The 16,160-nt window shown below is 65.5% G+C and carries 21 protein-coding genes; 10 read left to right on the plus strand and 11 right to left on the minus strand.

The window, feature by feature from the left end; all coding sequences use genetic code 11:
- The 5 genes from CXQ96_RS17085 to CXQ96_RS17105 form a co-directional block, all read left to right on the plus strand.
- Positions 1-597, plus strand: a 597-nt coding sequence (locus CXQ96_RS17085; protein ID WP_181036532.1) for a cbb3-type cytochrome c oxidase subunit I, incomplete at its 5' end; no start/stop codon positions are given.
- Complete coding sequence (locus CXQ96_RS17090) at positions 594-995, plus strand: cytochrome c oxidase subunit 4 (RefSeq protein ID WP_104119207.1); 402 nt, start codon at positions 594-596, stop codon at positions 993-995. The genes CXQ96_RS17085 and CXQ96_RS17090, both read left to right, overlap by 4 nt.
- Before the next feature lie 137 nt (positions 996-1,132).
- On the plus strand, positions 1,133-1,924 hold the full coding sequence (locus tag CXQ96_RS17095) for a GntR family transcriptional regulator (RefSeq protein WP_104119208.1): 792 nt from the start codon (positions 1,133-1,135) through the stop codon (positions 1,922-1,924).
- A gap of 517 nt (positions 1,925-2,441) precedes the next feature.
- Positions 2,442-3,281, plus strand: coding sequence for a helix-turn-helix transcriptional regulator (locus CXQ96_RS17100; RefSeq protein ID WP_104119209.1), 840 nt, complete (start codon positions 2,442-2,444; stop codon positions 3,279-3,281).
- 131 nt (positions 3,282-3,412) lie between these two features.
- Complete coding sequence (locus CXQ96_RS17105; protein ID WP_104119210.1) at positions 3,413-4,342, plus strand: SDR family oxidoreductase; 930 nt, start codon at positions 3,413-3,415, stop codon at positions 4,340-4,342.
- Positions 4,343-4,678: 336 nt separating this feature from the next.
- Here CXQ96_RS17105 and CXQ96_RS17110 read toward each other — a convergent pair whose 3' ends face one another.
- The 4 genes from CXQ96_RS17110 to CXQ96_RS17125 all read right to left on the minus strand — a co-directional run bounded on the left by CXQ96_RS17110 (position 4,679) and on the right by CXQ96_RS17125 (position 8,981).
- A complete protein-coding gene (locus tag CXQ96_RS17110; protein ID WP_104119211.1) occupies positions 4,679-6,364 on the minus strand; it encodes a ubiquinol-cytochrome c reductase cytochrome b subunit in 1,686 nt (561 codons plus the stop codon).
- A gap of 2 nt (positions 6,365-6,366) precedes the next feature.
- The gene (locus tag CXQ96_RS17115; protein ID WP_104119226.1) at positions 6,367-7,389 is read right to left on the minus strand and encodes a ubiquinol-cytochrome c reductase iron-sulfur subunit; all 1,023 of its coding nucleotides are present in this window, start codon (positions 7,387-7,389) and stop codon (positions 6,367-6,369) included.
- A 75-nt stretch (positions 7,390-7,464) separates the two neighbouring features.
- The gene (locus CXQ96_RS17120) at positions 7,465-8,256 is read right to left on the minus strand and encodes a c-type cytochrome (RefSeq protein ID WP_104119212.1); all 792 of its coding nucleotides are present in this window, start codon (positions 8,254-8,256) and stop codon (positions 7,465-7,467) included.
- 86 nt (positions 8,257-8,342) lie between these two features.
- Positions 8,343-8,981 (minus strand): heme-copper oxidase subunit III, encoded by a 639-nt coding sequence (locus CXQ96_RS17125; protein ID WP_104119213.1) that lies wholly within the window; start codon positions 8,979-8,981, stop codon positions 8,343-8,345.
- 154 nt (positions 8,982-9,135) lie between these two features.
- Here CXQ96_RS17125 and trpD point away from each other — a divergent pair, with 154 nt between their 5' ends.
- Positions 9,136-10,191 carry an anthranilate phosphoribosyltransferase gene (gene trpD / locus CXQ96_RS17130; protein WP_219816164.1) on the plus strand — a complete coding sequence of 352 codons (1,056 nt, stop codon included), beginning with the start codon at positions 9,136-9,138 and terminating at the stop codon, positions 10,189-10,191.
- Between the two features lie 51 nt (positions 10,192-10,242).
- Here the strand turns inward: trpD and CXQ96_RS17135 are convergent, their stop codons facing one another.
- Together CXQ96_RS17135 and CXQ96_RS17140 are read right to left on the minus strand one after the other, a co-directional pair.
- Positions 10,243-10,524, minus strand: coding sequence for an Lrp/AsnC family transcriptional regulator (locus CXQ96_RS17135; protein ID WP_104119215.1), 282 nt, complete (start codon positions 10,522-10,524; stop codon positions 10,243-10,245).
- 33 nt (positions 10,525-10,557) lie between these two features.
- Positions 10,558-10,986 (minus strand): DUF3054 domain-containing protein, encoded by a 429-nt coding sequence (locus CXQ96_RS17140; protein WP_104119216.1) that lies wholly within the window; start codon positions 10,984-10,986, stop codon positions 10,558-10,560.
- Positions 10,987-11,078: 92 nt separating this feature from the next.
- On the opposite strand from CXQ96_RS17140, the gene CXQ96_RS17145 reads away from it, so the two are divergent.
- From CXQ96_RS17145 to CXQ96_RS17155, 3 genes are all read left to right on the plus strand, one after another.
- On the plus strand, positions 11,079-11,546 hold the full coding sequence (locus tag CXQ96_RS17145) for a VOC family protein (protein WP_104119217.1): 468 nt from the start codon (positions 11,079-11,081) through the stop codon (positions 11,544-11,546).
- 174 nt (positions 11,547-11,720) lie between these two features.
- Positions 11,721-12,251, plus strand: coding sequence for a hypothetical protein (locus tag CXQ96_RS17150; protein WP_104119218.1), 531 nt, complete (start codon positions 11,721-11,723; stop codon positions 12,249-12,251).
- Positions 12,252-12,299: 48 nt separating this feature from the next.
- Positions 12,300-12,485: a hypothetical protein gene (locus tag CXQ96_RS17155; protein ID WP_104119219.1), complete on the plus strand. Its 186-nt coding sequence runs from the start codon at positions 12,300-12,302 to the stop codon at positions 12,483-12,485.
- On the opposite strand, the gene CXQ96_RS17160 is transcribed toward CXQ96_RS17155, so the two are convergent.
- On the minus strand, positions 12,463-13,035 hold the full coding sequence (locus CXQ96_RS17160; protein WP_104119220.1) for an MOSC domain-containing protein: 573 nt from the start codon (positions 13,033-13,035) through the stop codon (positions 12,463-12,465). The genes CXQ96_RS17155 and CXQ96_RS17160 overlap by 23 nt on opposite strands.
- A gap of 68 nt (positions 13,036-13,103) precedes the next feature.
- On the opposite strand from CXQ96_RS17160, the gene CXQ96_RS17165 reads away from it, so the two are divergent.
- Positions 13,104-13,814 carry a TetR/AcrR family transcriptional regulator C-terminal domain-containing protein gene (locus CXQ96_RS17165; protein ID WP_104119221.1) on the plus strand — a complete coding sequence of 237 codons (711 nt, stop codon included), beginning with the start codon at positions 13,104-13,106 and terminating at the stop codon, positions 13,812-13,814.
- 47 nt (positions 13,815-13,861) lie between these two features.
- Here CXQ96_RS17165 and CXQ96_RS17170 read toward each other — a convergent pair whose 3' ends face one another.
- The 4 genes from CXQ96_RS17170 to CXQ96_RS17185 all read right to left on the minus strand — a co-directional run bounded on the left by CXQ96_RS17170 (position 13,862) and on the right by CXQ96_RS17185 (position 15,992).
- The gene (locus CXQ96_RS17170; RefSeq protein ID WP_146070929.1) at positions 13,862-14,116 is read right to left on the minus strand and encodes a hypothetical protein; all 255 of its coding nucleotides are present in this window, start codon (positions 14,114-14,116) and stop codon (positions 13,862-13,864) included.
- A gap of 88 nt (positions 14,117-14,204) precedes the next feature.
- Positions 14,205-14,507, minus strand: a complete 303-nt coding sequence (locus tag CXQ96_RS17175) for a helix-turn-helix transcriptional regulator (RefSeq protein ID WP_104119223.1) — start codon at positions 14,505-14,507, stop codon at positions 14,205-14,207.
- 198 nt (positions 14,508-14,705) lie between these two features.
- Positions 14,706-15,125, minus strand: coding sequence for a hypothetical protein (locus CXQ96_RS17180; protein ID WP_146070930.1), 420 nt, complete (start codon positions 15,123-15,125; stop codon positions 14,706-14,708).
- A 195-nt stretch (positions 15,126-15,320) separates the two neighbouring features.
- On the minus strand, positions 15,321-15,992 hold the full coding sequence (locus CXQ96_RS17185; protein ID WP_181036533.1) for an aminotransferase class V-fold PLP-dependent enzyme: 672 nt from the start codon (positions 15,990-15,992) through the stop codon (positions 15,321-15,323).
- Between the last annotated feature and the right edge of the window lie 168 nt (positions 15,993-16,160).

The raw sequence follows: 16,160 nt of genomic DNA on the forward strand, positions 1-16,160 counted from the left end.
ATCATCCTGGCCTCGCCGCCGCTGGACTTCCACGTCTCCGACACCTACTTCGTCGTTGCCCACTTCCACTACGTGGTCTTCGGCACCGTAGTGTTCGCGATGTTCGCCGGGTTCTACTTCTGGTGGCCCAAGTTCACCGGGAAGATGCTCAACGAGCGACTCGGGAAGATCCACTTCTGGATGCTTTTCCTCGGCTTCCACGCAACGTTCCTCATCCAGCACTGGCTCGGCGTCGAGGGCATGCCGCGACGCTATGCGGACTACCTGCCGGAGGACGGCTACACGGCGATGAACCAGTTCTCCACCATCGGTTCCTTCGTCCTCGGCGCTTCGCTGATCCCGTTCTTCTGGAACGTCTACGTCACCTGGCGTACCGGCAAGAAGGTCGAGGTCGACGATCCATGGGGCTTCGGAGCCTCGCTCGAGTGGGCGACGTCGTGCCCGCCGCCACGCCACAACTTCACCTCGCTGCCTCGCATCCGGTCCGAGCGTCCCGCACTCGACCTGCATCACCCGGAGCTGCAGCAGACACACACGCCCGATGACAGCGCCGCGAGCTTCATGGGCTCGGCGGACCGGAAGGACGCGAAGTCATGAGGATCGAAAAGAATCTGTTCCTGATCGGTCTTCCGATCTTCGTCGTGATCGGCGTGATCTACGGGTTCCTGACCGAGTTTTCCGAATGGGTGGGATTCCTAGGAATCCTGCTGGTCGGAGGACTCGCAGGGATGATCGGCTTCTACCTCGCCTTCACCGGCAAGCGTGTCGGTGAACGTCCCGAGGACCGCCTCGACGCCGAGATCCACGAGGGTTCCGGTGAGCAGGGCCACTTCAGCCCATGGAGCTGGTGGCCGCTTGTGCTCGGCCTTTCTGCCGCTACCGGCTTCCTCGGGATCGCCATCGGGTTCTGGATCCTGTACATCGGACTCGGCATGGCCGTCATCGCGCTGGTCGGCTGGGTTTTCGAGTACAGCCGTGGGGACCACGCCCACTAGTTCTCGTTCGAAATGCCTGGGAAGGAGCCCGCACACGTGCGGGCTCCTTCCCGTTTAAGTACAGTCGGGACCGAAGGACGATCGACACGGCGGGCATCGGACCGCCGGAGCCATGCGTTGAGGAGGTGGAGTAGGCCATGACGGTGTTGCCCAGGCCGTTCGATGCTGAACTTCTTGATCACGCGTCCGTCACACCGAAGCATGTCCAGTTGCGCGAGAGCCTACGGCGCTACGTGCGCCGGCACGGTGAGCCCGGTGCCACCATTCCGTCCGAGCGTCAGCTCAGCGAGTACTTCGGGGTTGCGCGGATGACCGTCCGGCACGCGGTCGATGCACTCGTAGCGGAGGAAGTACTCGACCGGGTCGTCGGTCTCGGCACGTTCGTTGCTCGCAGCAAGCTGGATCTGCACATGAAGATGACGTCCTATACGGAGGAGATGATCCGGCGGGGGATGGTGCCGGACGCGCGCGTGCTCAGCTTCGAGCAGCAAGGCGCCTCGCCCCTCGTGGCAAGGGAGCTCCAGATCGAGATCGGGCAGCCGGTTGTTCGCTTCCGGCGCCAACTCCTGGCGGACGGCGAACCGATGAGCGTCGACGAGAACTTCATCCCGGCTCACCGAGTCGTGGGAATCCTCGACGATCCGCCCCCGACGTCCCTGTACAACGTGCTCAGCGAGAAGTACGGACTGGTCATGGAGTGGGGTGAGGACACGATCGAGGCGACTGCTGCTTCGCCGTCGATAGCGCGGCTGCTCAACGTCGAGATGAACGCGCCTCTGCTGAAGATCCAGCGGCACGCCTACGTCGCCCGCGCGATGATCGACTACTCCGTGTCCTATTACCGAGCCGACCGTTACAAGCTGTGGGTTCCCCTGCAGCGGCCAGGGGTCCGCACACCGCGTGCCTACAGCTCGAAGCGTCTCGGATGAGCGCTGCTGCTCGCGCAGCCGGGCAGGTGCCTTCAGGGGCGAGGCGAAGACGAGGATCGGTAGCTGTGCTCCGCGTTCCATGTCAGCAGCGACGACAAGCATTGCTGCAAGCGACCAGCCGCGAAGGCAACGACCATCAGTGCGACGGCGCTCAGCTCGCTGCTGCTGATCTGCGTCGTCGGGCAGTTCCCTTACGCATGGCGCCGGTTCTGAGGCGTGGATCAGGGGAGCCAGGTGGCCACGTACGAACCTGTGATTTGTTCCTGGTCTTGACGCGTTCAGATAGCCCGACCTCCCAAATGGCTGGGCCGGGGGCTCCTCACCATGGGGGCCGGCTGCTTCCTTCACAGCGACTTCGGGGTGTGTGGACCGCGCAGATCCTTGAGCGAGTACTCCCAGAGGACAACGGATCAACGTTCCGCTGACCTGCGAGCTCATCTATGAGTGGATTGGCAGGCAGTGGATAGCCGGACGTGCACACGATAGACAGAGGGTCTAGCCCCGAAGGAGGCACAGCATGATCGATCGTGAGGCTCTGGGCTCGTTCCTGCGTCATCGCCGCGCGTCGCTACAGCCGGAAGACGTGGGCCTGATGCGGGGCCAGCGGCGGCGGACCAGCGGACTGCGGAGGGAGGAGGTGGCCGGGCTGTGCCACATGTCCAGCGATTACTACGCCCGCCTCGAACGCGGCACCGGCCCCCACCCCTCCGAGCAGATGATCGCTTCCATCGCCCAGGGGCTGCACCTGACCTTGGGCGAGCGTGACCATCTCTTCCGCCTCGCCGGGCACACCCCACCTCCGCGTGGCACCGACAGCGAGTTCGTGAGCCCGGGACTGCTGCGGATCCTGGACCGGCTCACCGACACTCCAGCAGAGATCATCACCGAGGTCGGGGACACTCTTCGGCAGACACCGCTCGGTCTGGCTCTCTTCGGTGATGCATCACAGCGCACGGGTCCCGGTCGGAGCATCGGATACCGGTGGTTCACCGACCCCGCAGCCAGGGAAGCGTACCCGGTCGAGGAACGCGACCGGCTGTCGCGCGTCTACGCTTCGGGCCTGCGTCAGCTCGTGGCCCTGCGCGGGCCGGGCTCGCGGGCAGCCGAACTGGCCGCGAGCCTCCAGGACAACGCGGACTTCCGCCGCGTCTGGGTCACCCAGGAAGTCGGCGTTCAACCACCCGAGGTCAAACGCTTCCTCCACCCGGCAGTCGGCCGCCTGGATCTGAACTGCCAAACCCTGCTCGATCCGGACCAGTCCCACCGCCTCCTGGTCTACACAGCCGTGCCCGGCAGCGACAGCCACGAGAAACTGCAACTGCTGGCGGTCATCGGCACGCAGAGCATCCCCTCCTGACCGCCGGCACCCTCAGCCACTGTCTGGCAAACCATGGCTCGACAGGTCCTAGCTGCGCATGAGCAACCGGTGAACCATGAGATCAGGCGCCGATACCGGCACCCCTGATCCTCCGACCGAAGGAACTCCTCATGGCCCGCACCCACGACCTCACCATCCCCGATCTGACCGGGACACTCGCCGTCGTCACCGGAGCGAGCGACGGGATCGGCACCGTCATCGCGACAAGGCTGGCCGGAGCCGGCGCGGAGGTCATCATGCCCGTCCGCAACCAGGTTAAAGGCGACGCAGCAGCGCAGCGGATCCGCGCCGCCGTCGACGGCGCCAGGGTCAGCACCCGGCCCCTGGACCTGTCATCGCTGGAATCCGTCACATCCCTCGCGGCCACGCTCTCGTCGGAGGGCCGCCCGATCAACGTCCTGATCAACAACGCCGGCGTCATGCAACCACCCACCCGGCAGGAGACCTGTGATGGGTTCGAGCTTCAGTGGGGCACGAATCACCTCGGCCACTTCGCCCTCACCCTGGGCCTGCTGCCGCTCCTGCGCGAGGGCCGCGCCCGCATCACCCACCAGACCAGCGTGGCCGCCCGGAAGGGCTCGATGAACTGGGACGACCTGAACCACGAGCAGAGCTATGACGTCATGAAGGCGTACACCGGGTCCAAGATCGCCGTCGGCCTCTTCGCGCGCGAACTCGAGGTCAGGAGTCGCGCTAACGGGTGGGATATCAGCAGCAACCTCTCACACCCCGGCATCTCCCCGACCAACCTGCTTGCAGCACAACCCGCCATGGGCCGCGACAGGACGCCACCGGCGCGCCGCCTCATCGGATTCCTCTCCCGAATCGGTCTCGCCGGGACCCCGGACAGCGCTGCACTACCCGCACTCATGGCGGCGACCGACCCTGAATACGGAGGAGATCAGTTCTTCGGGCCCAAGCGCACCGCCGGTGGACCGCCGACCCTGCAGGACTTCTGGGCACCCCTGCGCGACTTGGACGACGCTCACCGCATCTGGGAGGTATCCGAGCGTCTCGTTGGGACAGGAGCGAATCGCTGAGACTAGGGGCCACAACGGTGACTGGGTCAGCGGCCGACACTCAGTGATCCAGCTGTGGCGGGTCTTGGCCAACATGTGCTCGCACAGCATGAGAGGGACGGATGAGGGAGCCTGCTCTGTGCCGGGTCGCACCGGATCTCTGCAGCGGATGTTCTGACAAGACCGGCCTATCCACCCTGGCGTCTGTAGTACATGGCGATGTTCGCCAGGCTCAGGCCTGGAGGGGTAGTTGCGCCACAGACTGTGACCGGCAATGCAAAAGGGCCAGGGCGATTCAATGCAGAAGGGCCCGGACGATTTCGTCCGGGCCCTTCTCCGCGCATCAGGTGAACCTGACTAGTGGCTGGCGATCGACTCGCGATCCTTCGCGCCGGCGATCTCGCCATGGTGGTCGTTGTGTGATGCTTCGAGCTCCTTCGGCGTGACCGGCGCAACGCGGTCCTCGAAGAAGAAGCGCGAGGCGCGCCCGTGGACCTTGTCGAGAAGGCTGATCTTGCCGTTCTCGTCCGGCTTCGGCACCATGACCTCAGGCGAGTCGAAGCTGACCAGCTTGTAGCGCTTGTAATCGTCGACGGGCTCGTGGACCTCGATGAACTCGCCGTGCGGCAGACGCACGATGCGCCCGGTCTCGCGGCCGTGCAGGGCGATCTCGCGGTCCTTGCGCTGCAGGGCCAGCGCGATACGTCGCGTGACCATGAAGGCGAGGACCGGACCGATGAACACCAGGGCCCGCAACCAGTAGGTGACATCGTTCAGCGAGACGAGGAAGTGCGTGGCGATCAGGTCGGAGCTCGCTGCTGCCCAGAGGACGCAGTAGAACACGATGCCTGCAACGCCGACGCCTGTGCGGGCAGGAGCATTGCGCGGACGGTCGAGCAGGTGGTGCTCACGCTTGTCCTTCGTGACCCACGCTTCGATCCAGGGCCAGGCGAACATCAGGGTGAAGACGATGGCCGCAGGCACCAGAGCGGGAACCAGGACATTCAGGGACAGGGCGTTGACGCCCCACGGGAACGGGATCATGAATTCGAAGTCGAAGTTGTCCCCGAGGGTTCCGGGCATCAGGCGGAGCGCGCCGTCAACCCACCCGATGTACCAGTCAGGCTGCGTGCCCGCCGACACAGGGGAGGGGTCGTAGGGTCCGTAGTTCCAGATCGGGTTGATCGTGAACGCGGCGGCGATCGCGGCCAGGATGCCGAAGACGATGAAGAAGAATCCACCGGCCTTCGCCGCGTACACGGGCCCAACAGGGTAACCGACGACGTTCGTATTGGTCCGGCCGGGGCCAGGGAACTGCGAGTGCTTGTGCAGCACGACCATGAAGAGGTGGATGCCGATCATCAGCAGGATCACGGCGGGGATCAGCAGGATATGGAGCACGTACAGGCGCCCGATGATCATGGTGCCCGGGAACTCGCCACCGAAGAGGAAGAAGCTCAGGTAGGTGCCGACCACGGGGATGGCCTTCATAACGCCATCGATGATCCGCAGGCCGTTGCCGGACAGAAGGTCATCGGGAAGCGAGTAGCCGGTGAAGCCTGCGGCGAGGCTCAGGATGACCAGCACGCACCCGACGACCCAGTTGAACTCCCGGGGGCGGCGGAAGGCGCCGGTGAAGAAGACCCGGAGCATGTGTACCGCCACCGAGGCTGCGAAGAGCAGTGCAGCCCAGTGGTGGAGCTGCCGCATGAAGAGGCCGCCTCGCACGTCGAACGAGATGTCCAACGAGGACGCGTAGGCGACGGACATCTCCACTCCGCGCAGCGGCAGGTAGCTGCCGTTGTAGTGCGTCTCTGCCATCGACGGATCGTAGAAGAACGTGAGGAACGTTCCGGTGATCAGCAGGATGACGAACGTGTAGAGCGCCACCTCACCGAACATGAAGGTCCAGTGATCGGGGAAGATCTTCCGGCCGAACTCCTTGACGATCCCCGAACCGCCGACCCTGGAGTCGACGTAATCAGTGACCTTACCGACGCGCGTCTTCGGCACGTAGGTTTGCGTCGTCGTTGAGCTGCTCATGGTCAGCCTCGCTCCCAGAAACTAGGTCCTACGGGTTCTTGGAAATCGCTTGACGCGACGAGGTAACCCTCGTCGTCGACTTCGATGGGTAGCTGCGGCAGGGGACGCGCAGCCGGTCCGAAGATCACCTCGCACTCTTGCTCGAGGTCGAAGGTGGACTGGTGGCAGGGGCAGAGCAGGTGGTGCGTCTGCTGTTCGTAGAGCGCTACAGGGCAGCCGACGTGGGTACAGATCTTGGAGTACGCGACGATGCCGTCGTAGCCCCAGTTCTCGCGTCCGGGAGAAGGATTGAGCTCCTCAGGGTCCAGGCGCATCAGCAGGACGACTGCCTTGGCCTTCTCCTCGAGCTTGTTCTCGACCTCGTTGAGGCCCTCGGGGATCACGTGGAAGGCCGAACCGATCGTGACGTCGGAGGCACGGATGGGTGTGCCGCTCGGGTCTCGGGTCAGGCGCACCCCGGTGTCCCACATGGTGTGCTTCAGTGAGTTCCCGGGGAGGGGACCGAGATCGCGGAAGATCGCAATGGCCGGGAGTGGCGCCAGGAGCGCCGCGCCGAGGAGCGTGTTGCGGATCAGTGGACGACGCTTGATGCCCGACTCGTCGAGGATGTCGTTGACGATCTTCTCGGCGTCCCGGCGGTCCTTCTCCGGGCGGATCTCGTGCCGGCTCTCGGTGACCTCGTGGTCCGGCATAAGCGTCTTGGCCCAGTGCACGATCCCGACGCCGATGCCCAGCATCGCGAAGGCGGTGCCGAGACCGAGCATCAGGTTCTGAAGGCGAAGGCGCTCGATCGTCTCGTTGAGCGGAACGAAGAAGTAGCCGGCGAAGAACAGGAGCGTTCCGAGCACCGAAATGAGGAACAGGAGCGCCACCTGGCGCTCGGCGCGCTTCTCCGCGCGCGGGTCGCGGTCGGCCAGACGTGGCCGATGCGGCGGGAGGCCCGGGTTCTCGAACTCGTCGAGCTCGCGGCCCGGCGTAGCGACGGTGACCGAGGTTCCCGGAGCGCCGTTACTAGAGTCGGCCATGATCACTCTCATCCTTCTTTAGGTACTGCATTCGCAAGTCTGTAGTGGATTCGTACACGGTGTGTGTCCGGATGGTCAGGAGGACCTTGATGTAAGCCACACGGTGAAGGCGATGACGACGCCCAGACCGGCGACCCAGATGAACAGTCCTTCGGAGACCGGGCCGAGTGATCCGAGTTCGGCGCCGCCAGGGGAGCCCTGCTCCTCGATGGTCTTCAGGAACGCGATGATGTCCTGCTTGTCCTCCGGCGAGATGTTCGCGTCGCTGAAGACCGGCATGTTCTGCGGGCCGGTGACCATCGCCTCGTAGATGTGCTTCTCGCTGGTGCCGTCGATCGACGGGGCGAACTTGCCCCGGGTCAACGCACCGCCGGCAGCAGCCGCGTTGTGGCACATGGCGCAGTTCACCCGGAACAGCTCGCCACCATTGGAGGAGTCGCCTTCTGACGCGTCCAGGATCTCCTCGGAGGGGATCGACGGACCCGCTCCCAGCGAGGCCACGTAGGCCGCCATCTGGCGGATCTGCTCTTCGGTGAACTGAACGGGCTTGGCCTGCGCCTGAGGGCCGTTCATCTGCAGGGGCATGCGGCCCGTGCCCACCTGGAAGTCCACGGAGGCGGCGCCGACGCCGACGAGGGACGGTGCCGCGTCGGATCCGGTGGCGCCCATACCGTGGCAGGAAGCGCAGTTGGCGGAGAACAGCTTGCTCCCCTCTTCGACGTCGTTCGCCGTGAATGTGGTGGTCTGTGCCTGCGCCTCGTTCGCGGTGCTGGCAGCGGCGTAGATCCCGCCGGTGACGAGGAGCGCCATCAGGAGCAGCGCAAATGCTGCTAGTGGGTGACGCCGCCTCTGGGAAAGTGCCTTCACGAAATGGTTCCTGCCTCTTGTGGTGCCAGAGCTGCTGAAGTTCTTCATTGAATTCTACCTCTAGTAGAAGAGTCTACGGGAGGTAATTACTGAAGGAAGTAGATGATGATGAAGAGGCCGATCCAGACGACGTCGACGAAGTGCCAGTAGTAGGACGTGACGATGGCGGAGGTCGCTTCGAAGTGGCCGAAACGGCGGGCGATGAAGGCGCGGCCGATGATGAAGAGGAAGGCGATGAGTCCACCCACCACGTGGATCCCGTGGAATCCGGTGGTGATGTAGAAAGCGGACCCGAAAGCGTTCGACGACAGTGCCACGCCCTCGGAGACCAGCTCCGCGTACTCGTACGCCTGGACCGAGACGAAGATCGCACCCATGATGAACGTCAGCAGGAACCACTCGACCATGCCCCAGCGGGTGATCGCGAGAAGTCCGCCCGTCCTGCGCGGCTGCAGGCGCTCCGCCGCGAAGACGCCAAACTGGCAGCTGAACGAGCTCGAGACGAGAATGATCGTGTTGACGAGAGCGAACGGTACGTTCAGCTTCTCGGTCTCCATGGCCCACAACTCGCTCGACGTGGAACGCAGGGTGAAGTACATGGCAAAGAGGCCGGCGAAGAACATCAGTTCGCTGGACAGCCACACCACGGTTCCGACGGAGACCATGTTGGGGCGGTTGAGCGCTGGATGCGGGGCGGCGCTGGGGGCTTGGGTCGCAGATGTCACGGACTCATTATGCCCGCAAGATCGCGGCGATCACCAACGCGAAACGGGCGTCCGGCCGACCCGATCAGCAGGTAGCGGTCTCCAACGCCCGTGATTCCGCGGAAGTTCCCCGTAATGACTTTCTACAATTCGTAGATAATCTGGGACCGTGAGCCTGACAACGAGCCCTTCCACTGCGGTACCCACCTGGCCGTCCATCTTCTCGGCGCTCCTGGCGGGTGCCGATCTGAGTACCGGGCAGAGCCGCTGGGCGATGGACACCATCATGGCCGGCGAGGCGAGCCATGCCCAGATCGCAGGCTTCCTCATCGCGCTTCGCGCCAAGGGGGAGTCCGTGGCCGAGCTCTTCGGCCTGGTGCAGGCGATGCTGGGCCGGGCGCACCGGATAGATGTCGCCGGTCCGACGCTGGACATCGTAGGAACGGGCGGGGACGGCCTGAACACGCTGAACATCTCGACCATGGCGTCGCTGGTGGCCGTGGGAGCCGGCGCAAAGGTTGTCAAGCACGGAAATCGCGGGGCCTCGTCGGCCTCGGGGGCCGCCGACGTCATCGAGGAACTCGGCGTCAGGCTCGATCTCGCGCCCGCCGACGTCGCTCGGACGGCGGAGCGTGCCGGGATCACGTTCTGCTTCGCCCAGGTCTTCCATCCATCCATGAAACATGTGGCAGTCCCACGGCGCGAACTCGGTGTACCGACCGCCTTCAACTTCCTCGGTCCGCTCAGCAACCCGGCCGGAGTGACGGCCCAGGCCCTTGGCTGCGCCGATTCGAGGATGGCGCCTCTGATGGCCGGCGTGCTCGCGGAACGGGGCATCCGCGCCCTGGTGTTCAGAGGTTCCGACGGGCGGGACAAGCTGACGACGAGCGGCTCCTCGACGGTGTGGGAGGTACGCGACGGCCGGGTGCAGTCCCACGAGGTCCATCCTGGCGACTTCGGGCTCGACGTCGTCCCCGTCGATGCGCTGAGGGGCACCGACGCGACCGGTAACGCGGCCGTGGTACGTGCGGTGCTCGCCGGGGAGCCCGGGCCGGTGCGCGACGCCGTGGTGCTCAACGCTGCCGCCGGGCTGGTTGCTCTCGACGAGGCCGCGGAAGGAAGTCTCGTGGAGCGGATTCGGTCGGCCATGGACCGCGCGCGTAGCTCGGTCGATTCCGGTGCCGCTGCCGCGGTCCTCGAGCGGTGGATCGAGGTCAGCCGGTCCTTCTGATCGCGCACATCGCGGGAGCGAACGCGTCGTGCGCTGACACGACCGGAGGATTCAACTGTCGAAGCCGAGCGAGAAGGCGGCGTCGAGGTCGTGCTGGGAGTACGAGCGGAAGGCGATCTGGGTCGTCGTCGATCGCACGCCCTCGATCTTTGACAGGCGGTCCGCGATGACGTCCGCCAGATCCTCGTGTCGGCTGACGCGGGCGATGGCAATAAGGTCCCATTCACCCGTCACCGAGTAGACCTCGCTGATCCCCTCGATCTCCGAGATCGCCTGGGCGCTTTCGGGGATGCGGGACGCGTCGGTCTGGATGAGGACGAATGCGGTGATCATGGCGTGCCTTTCGGGAGAGTCGGAACCTCGCACCTACGCTACCGGCTCACGATGCCGGTTCCGCCCGAGCGTGCGTGCAACGGCGCGCGGAAGGACGAGGAACGCTCCCAGCACCAGCAAGGTGACGATCTGGAAGCTCATGGCCACGCCGGCACCCGTCAGGGCACGCAGCGTGAGGCCTCCGATGACCGTGCCTGCCCACAGAAGGAGTGCAGTGGGTACCAGTGCTGCGGGAGAACGCCACGCCCGCGTCGCCAGGGCCGTGAGGACATAGGCGAGGAGGAACGGCCAGGCTGTCTCGAGGACGCCGAAGACGCCCAGTTCGTGCTGGTGGGTGCGACGCCCCGAGGCCGCGAAGACAACGATGAGGAAGACGTCGACGAGCGCCCACACGCCGGCGTTCTCAGCCGCTGACCCCCGTTGCTCCCCAGGGGTGAGGGGGCCGTTCGCATGCTCAGGCATGGCTCCAGCCTAGTGGTTGTCGCCGTCGTGCCGGTGGACTAGATTCGGGCGACAGCCCGCGCCCGACGCGGGCGACGAGCAAAGGACACCCCATGGGATCGATCACTCCCTGCCTCTGGTTCGACGGCCAGGCAGAACAGGCCGCGGACCTCTACACCTCGGTTGTCAGGAACTCGCAGGTGATGAGCGTGGCCCGTGCCGGGGGCAACCCGGACGACCCCGCGCTGACGGTCTCCTTCGAACTCGACGGGCAGCCGTTCGTCGCCTTGAACGGAGGACCGCAGTTCACCTTCACGGAAGCTGTGTCCTTCCAGATCGGGTGTGCGGACCAGGCGGAGGTGGACCACTACTGGGCGGCCCTGACAGCCGACGGGGGAGAGGAGAGCCGCTGCGGCTGGCTCAAGGACCGCTTCGGGCTGTCGTGGCAGATCGTCCCGACCGTGTTGCCGCAGCTGATCGGGGGCGATGACGCCGATGGCGCCCAACGGGCTGTCCAGGCGATGCTCCAGATGCGCAAACTCGACATCGCTGCGCTCGAAGCCGCTTATCGCGGGGAGTGAGACATCGGCGCCCAGCCGGTAGGGACGCTCCCTCCTGCGGTCACCGATCGGGAGACACAGGTTCCGCACAGCATCGGGAAAGCCCGCCCACAAGCGGCTCGACCACCGTTGATCGCGGGGCATCTGTCCCTACATCGGAACCGACCGCGAACAGCGGCAGATCGAGGAGACACAATGATGGAGCGTAGAAAGATCGCACTGGGCGTCGGGGCAGCCGCCCTGGTAGCCGGAGCGAGTCTCGGCGTCACCGGCATGGCCAACGCGACGACGACGGCGACACCGTCGGCCAGCGCGTCTGCGACGTCCGACGAGGCGTCCGGCGGGCAGGGCCACGGCGGTGGATTCGGACGCGGTCCCGGGTTCGACCCGGCGGGCCTTGCGGAGAAGCTCGGTGTGGAGGAGTCCGCCGTCACCGATGCCTTGCAGGCGCTCCGAGACGAGGCCCGTCCGGACGAAGAGGCCGGTGGCACGCCTGATCGCAAGGACAGGCCCGACGTCGCAGCGTCGCTCGCGGAGGCTCTGGGCCTTGACGAGGCGACGGTGCAGACCGCACTCGACGACCTGCGGACCGAGCAGCAGGAGGAGCGATCCGCAGCCCTCCAGGAACGCTTGGACGCTGCGGTGGCCGACGGCTCACTCACGCAGGAGCAGGCCGACGGCGCCGCGAAGGCGGTCGAGCTGGGGATCCTCGGCGGGCACCGGTAGGAAGCGGGCTGCGCAGCGTATCGAAGTGGCACGCACTCTCGCCTCCCGGTGAGGAACCAGCAGGGTCCGCAGCACGCCTTTCGTGCTGCGGACCCTGACCGTCCGCAGTGGTCCTTCGAGCGGACCGCCGGCCGGCGCACCCTGATCGCAGGAGCGACGCGGACCAGAGAGATCATCTGCTCGGACCAGCGGCCGGTCATGGAGCTCTACCTCAGGGCAGCCTGCCCGGCCTGAGTACCGAGGCGATGTGAGCGCTCGCCGGATCCAGGCGTACAGGGCTCAGGAGCACCGCAGGTCCCCGGTGCAGTGTTCCGCCGGTCAGCGGGCGGCAGCGCAGCCCTCCTCGGCCACGCATCGCCTTGTGCGCGCCGGGAGCGAGGACCCGATCCATCCACGCGCACGGGTGCGCGTGCCGGCCGCCGTGGAGATCCACCCGGCCGTTCCGCGACTCGAGAGCGAAGTCCTGCCCGATGAGCGGTGTCAGCTCCGCACCGCGCAGCACCACGTTGCGGCGCGGAAGCAGCGGATCGAACGGAGCGGTGCCGAGGCCGGCAGCGATGGCCTCGAGCGATTCGACGGCGAACAGGGTCACAGCTGCGTCCATGTGAGCCGCCTTGCCGAAGAACCTGTCTCCGACGATCCCCTTGCCTTCGACCACGACGACGCTGTCGGCGTCGGTCGTGGCGACGTCGGCAGCACCGTCCCGGGATCGCCCGAAGTAGGCGTGCGAGGGCGATACCAGCAGGTGCAGGATCTCGACGTCGTACCGGAAACCAAGGGTCATGCTCCTACGCTAACGTCTCGGTGTGCAGCATGAACGAGCAGGTCCCTCATCCTTATAGGCTGGAGGACATGACTGAACCCTCAGGCGCCGCTGCAGAGGGACGCAGTGTCTTCACACGCCCCGCCAAGCCGCCTCGCCGCCAGCCCGGCCTCTCGCGCGACCGCATCGTCGAAGCGTCGATAGTCCTTCTCGACCGTGAGGGCCCGGCCTCCCTGACGATGAGGAAGGTCGCGGCGGAGCTCGGCGTTCACGCCACGAGCCTCTACTGGCACGTGGAACGACGCGAGGACCTCGTAGATCTCGCTGTGGACCACGTTCTGGCGCCGGAGGCGGCCGCGCCCCTGGCACAGCTCGACTGGGACGCAACCGTGCGCGAAGTAGCCTGCAGACTGTACGCGGCCTTCACCAGGCATCCCTGGGCTGCCCTCTTCGCCGGCACACGTCCTGCCATCGGGCCCAATGCGCTGGTACTGGCCGGCCAGCTGATTTCCGCACTCGCAGCGACGGGTGCAACGGAACGCGACCAAGCCATTGCGGGCACTGCCGTGTCCAACTTCGTGCTCGGAGCCGCGACCGCCGCTGCGGGCGCTCAGGCGATGGGCCTGAGCGATCCCGAGTCGCCACAGGCGAAGGAGGTGTTTGCCCGGGTGTCCGCGGTCGCGGAAACACCGGACTCGCACCGCATCTGGCAGTCGTTCTTCGACGAGGGGCTCGAACTCCTGCTCACCGGCATCCGTGTCCGCTTGGACGCAGCGGATGCAGGAAGCGGGCGCTCCTAGGCGGAGTCCCTCGGTGGTTCGCCGGCATCAGCTACGTGTCATCGACATCAGGCATCGAGGGGATGCGGATCAGGAGCAGGCAGCAGGGCGGGAGTCGGATCGATGTCCTGTCGGAGCGCCGCTCCGTCGAGGTGTACGCCGGGCACGGGCGTACGGAAGATGGGCGCCGATGCGCGCTCGCATTGCCGAAGGGCAGCGGCGTCGGCATCCGGGTCGCTGGTGGCTTCCTCGAACATGACGTCGACGTCGAGATCGATGTCGCGGTCCGCGGGGCCGGCGCCGCGAGGCGCATCGTGAATCATCCTGTACGAGTCTGAGGTCGGCATGTCGGAAGGATGTCAGCACGGGATGACGAACAGGAGAACGGCGTGCGAACGGAATCCTCCGCTGTCAGCTCTGGCCGGATCCGACGACGGCGTCGAGGAGCCCGGGGAAGCGGCCGTCGATATCGGCTCGTCGAAGGGTCATGGTGATAACCCTTCCCTCCCGGGTCTGCTGCAGGAGCCCACTCTCGCGCAGGACCCGCCAGTGGTGGCTCGCAGTCGACTGAGGTACGTGCGGCAATGCGGTCGTGCAGTTCAGATGTTCGCCCTGGCTGAGGCGTTTGACGACCTCGAGCCGGATGGGGCTGCCAAGAGCGCTGAGCACGCTCGCCAGAACGAACTCCTCGGGACCGGGGTGAGCGAGTTGCATACTTCGATTATAGTCGATGCGACGCGGTGCTTCGTAGATTCTCCCAGCTCGCCCGGTTGCAGCGTGAGAAGTGGCCGTAGATGCGTGGCTCCTCGGAGCAGCCGGCAGAACTGCTGTTCGGTGGGCGCGTAGCGACACCCCTGTCCGCACGTGCACGTGGCCCAGGCGCTCGTCGGACCAGAACGGACTGCTTGCGGGTCAGCCCGAGCAGCGCTCCTGCAGCTGACGGACTTCGCGTAACACCGTGATCAGTGATTCGTTGCCCTGCCGGAAGCTCTCGACAGCGTCACGGAGCTCGGTGATCTGACTGGCAAGCTCCGGCGGGGCTGTCCTGGCGATCTCGTCGATCTCGAGCAGCAGGCCCAGCGGATCTGTGCCGAGCTGTTCGGGTGCTGTGCGCACCATCTCCAGGATGCGGGCACACGCGTCATCGACGGTGTCGACGGCCGCGTCGGAGGCGGACGTACCAGGGTGTGCCGCGCTTGCCGGCGATTCTGTGGCGGGCTGCTGGGCACCGGGCTGTGGACCGGCGAGTGAACAACCGGCAAGGACCAGCAGCACGGCCGTCAGGGACAGCGCACGGGGCATGGGCAATCGGGTAGCGCGGAGTGTCGGCACGACGAATCTCCTGTTCGGATCGGGAAGAGCGGTCAACGCATCGAGGGCGTTTCTATCTTCACAGAAGTCTTGGTGGCATTCACCGTCCCAATGGCGATACCGAAGCAGCCCTCAGTATCGGCGTGAGCCTGTTCTGCGGCAGGACCCGCCGGCACCGTGCTTGCATCCAGGACGCGAGGGGAAGCACCCGTCAGGCTACGTTCTCGGCCGGTGCTGACTCAGTACATCCAGGACGCGGTCTATGTCGTCGTCGTTATTGAAGTAGTGGACACCTATGCGCAGACGGGTTTCAGTAGCAGCCGCCCGCACGCCCTGTTCACGCAACAGATCCGGGAGATGCGGGATCACTGGACTATTCAGGACGGCGATGTGGCTCGGGAGACCGTACGCGGGGGAGCTGTAACCGAAGCTTCTCGCGGTGTCGACGAATCGCTGCGCAAGACCTGTCGTGTGTTCTTCGACCTGCGTGTGGTCGAGGCTTGCGTGGATGTTCAGGGCGGCACATACACCTATCCAGGAAAACCATGCGGGGGAGCTGTCCAGGCGCATCGCACTTCTGGCGACGAGGTCTGGCGAACCTCCGAAGTAGCCATGCGGCAGGGCCGTTGATTTCCAGCCTGGAGCTAACGGTTCCAGCTCATCGGCGCGGTCAGGGCGGACGATCAGGGCAGCGGTACCCCGCGGGCACAGCAGCCACTTGTAGCCGTGGAAGGCGACGTAATCAGCTGCGAGAGTCGCGTAATCAGTGGCCAGCACACCGAATGCCTGCGTACGATCCACGAATAGTCGGGCGCCGACGGCATCAGCAGTTGCTCTCAAAGCGCTCAGGTCGAGGCGGATGCCATCGCTGGACAGCACTTCGCTCACGGCGATGAGGATATCCCAGGGGTCAGCGCTTCGATCAGTGCTTGGGTGCTGTTGGCACCGGGGGCGGTAGGAACGAGGGCTACTGAAAGCTTACTGGCAACGGTGCATATTCGTTTCCGAACTATTCCTTGAACCCGCTTTGGGTTCCTGCGTTGTGGTGCCACTGTC

Source organism: Arthrobacter sp. B1805 (assembly GCF_002929745.1).
Taxonomy (GTDB): Bacteria; Actinomycetota; Actinomycetes; order Actinomycetales; family Micrococcaceae; genus Arthrobacter_D.

Coding starts and splice junctions, on each gene's coding strand:
- CXQ96_RS17090 (WP_104119207.1), top strand. CDS start 594: ATGAGGATCGAAAAGAATCTGTTCCTGATCGGTCTTCCGATCTTCGTC.
- CXQ96_RS17095 (WP_104119208.1), top strand. CDS start 1,133: ATGACGGTGTTGCCCAGGCCGTTCGATGCTGAACTTCTTGATCACGCG.
- CXQ96_RS17100 (WP_104119209.1), top strand. CDS start 2,442: ATGATCGATCGTGAGGCTCTGGGCTCGTTCCTGCGTCATCGCCGCGCG.
- CXQ96_RS17105 (WP_104119210.1), top strand. CDS start 3,413: ATGGCCCGCACCCACGACCTCACCATCCCCGATCTGACCGGGACACTC.
- CXQ96_RS17110 (WP_104119211.1), bottom strand. CDS start 6,364: ATGAGCAGCTCAACGACGACGCAAACCTACGTGCCGAAGACGCGCGTC.
- CXQ96_RS17115 (WP_104119226.1), bottom strand. CDS start 7,389: ATGGCCGACTCTAGTAACGGCGCTCCGGGAACCTCGGTCACCGTCGCT.
- CXQ96_RS17135 (WP_104119215.1), bottom strand. CDS start 10,524: ATGATCACCGCATTCGTCCTCATCCAGACCGACGCGTCCCGCATCCCC.
- CXQ96_RS17140 (WP_104119216.1), bottom strand. CDS start 10,986: ATGCCTGAGCATGCGAACGGCCCCCTCACCCCTGGGGAGCAACGGGGG.
- CXQ96_RS17145 (WP_104119217.1), top strand. CDS start 11,079: ATGGGATCGATCACTCCCTGCCTCTGGTTCGACGGCCAGGCAGAACAG.
- CXQ96_RS17150 (WP_104119218.1), top strand. CDS start 11,721: ATGATGGAGCGTAGAAAGATCGCACTGGGCGTCGGGGCAGCCGCCCTG.
- CXQ96_RS17160 (WP_104119220.1), bottom strand. CDS start 13,035: ATGACCCTTGGTTTCCGGTACGACGTCGAGATCCTGCACCTGCTGGTA.
- CXQ96_RS17165 (WP_104119221.1), top strand. CDS start 13,104: ATGACTGAACCCTCAGGCGCCGCTGCAGAGGGACGCAGTGTCTTCACA.
- CXQ96_RS17170 (WP_146070929.1), bottom strand. CDS start 14,116: ATGATTCACGATGCGCCTCGCGGCGCCGGCCCCGCGGACCGCGACATC.
- CXQ96_RS17175 (WP_104119223.1), bottom strand. CDS start 14,507: ATGCAACTCGCTCACCCCGGTCCCGAGGAGTTCGTTCTGGCGAGCGTG.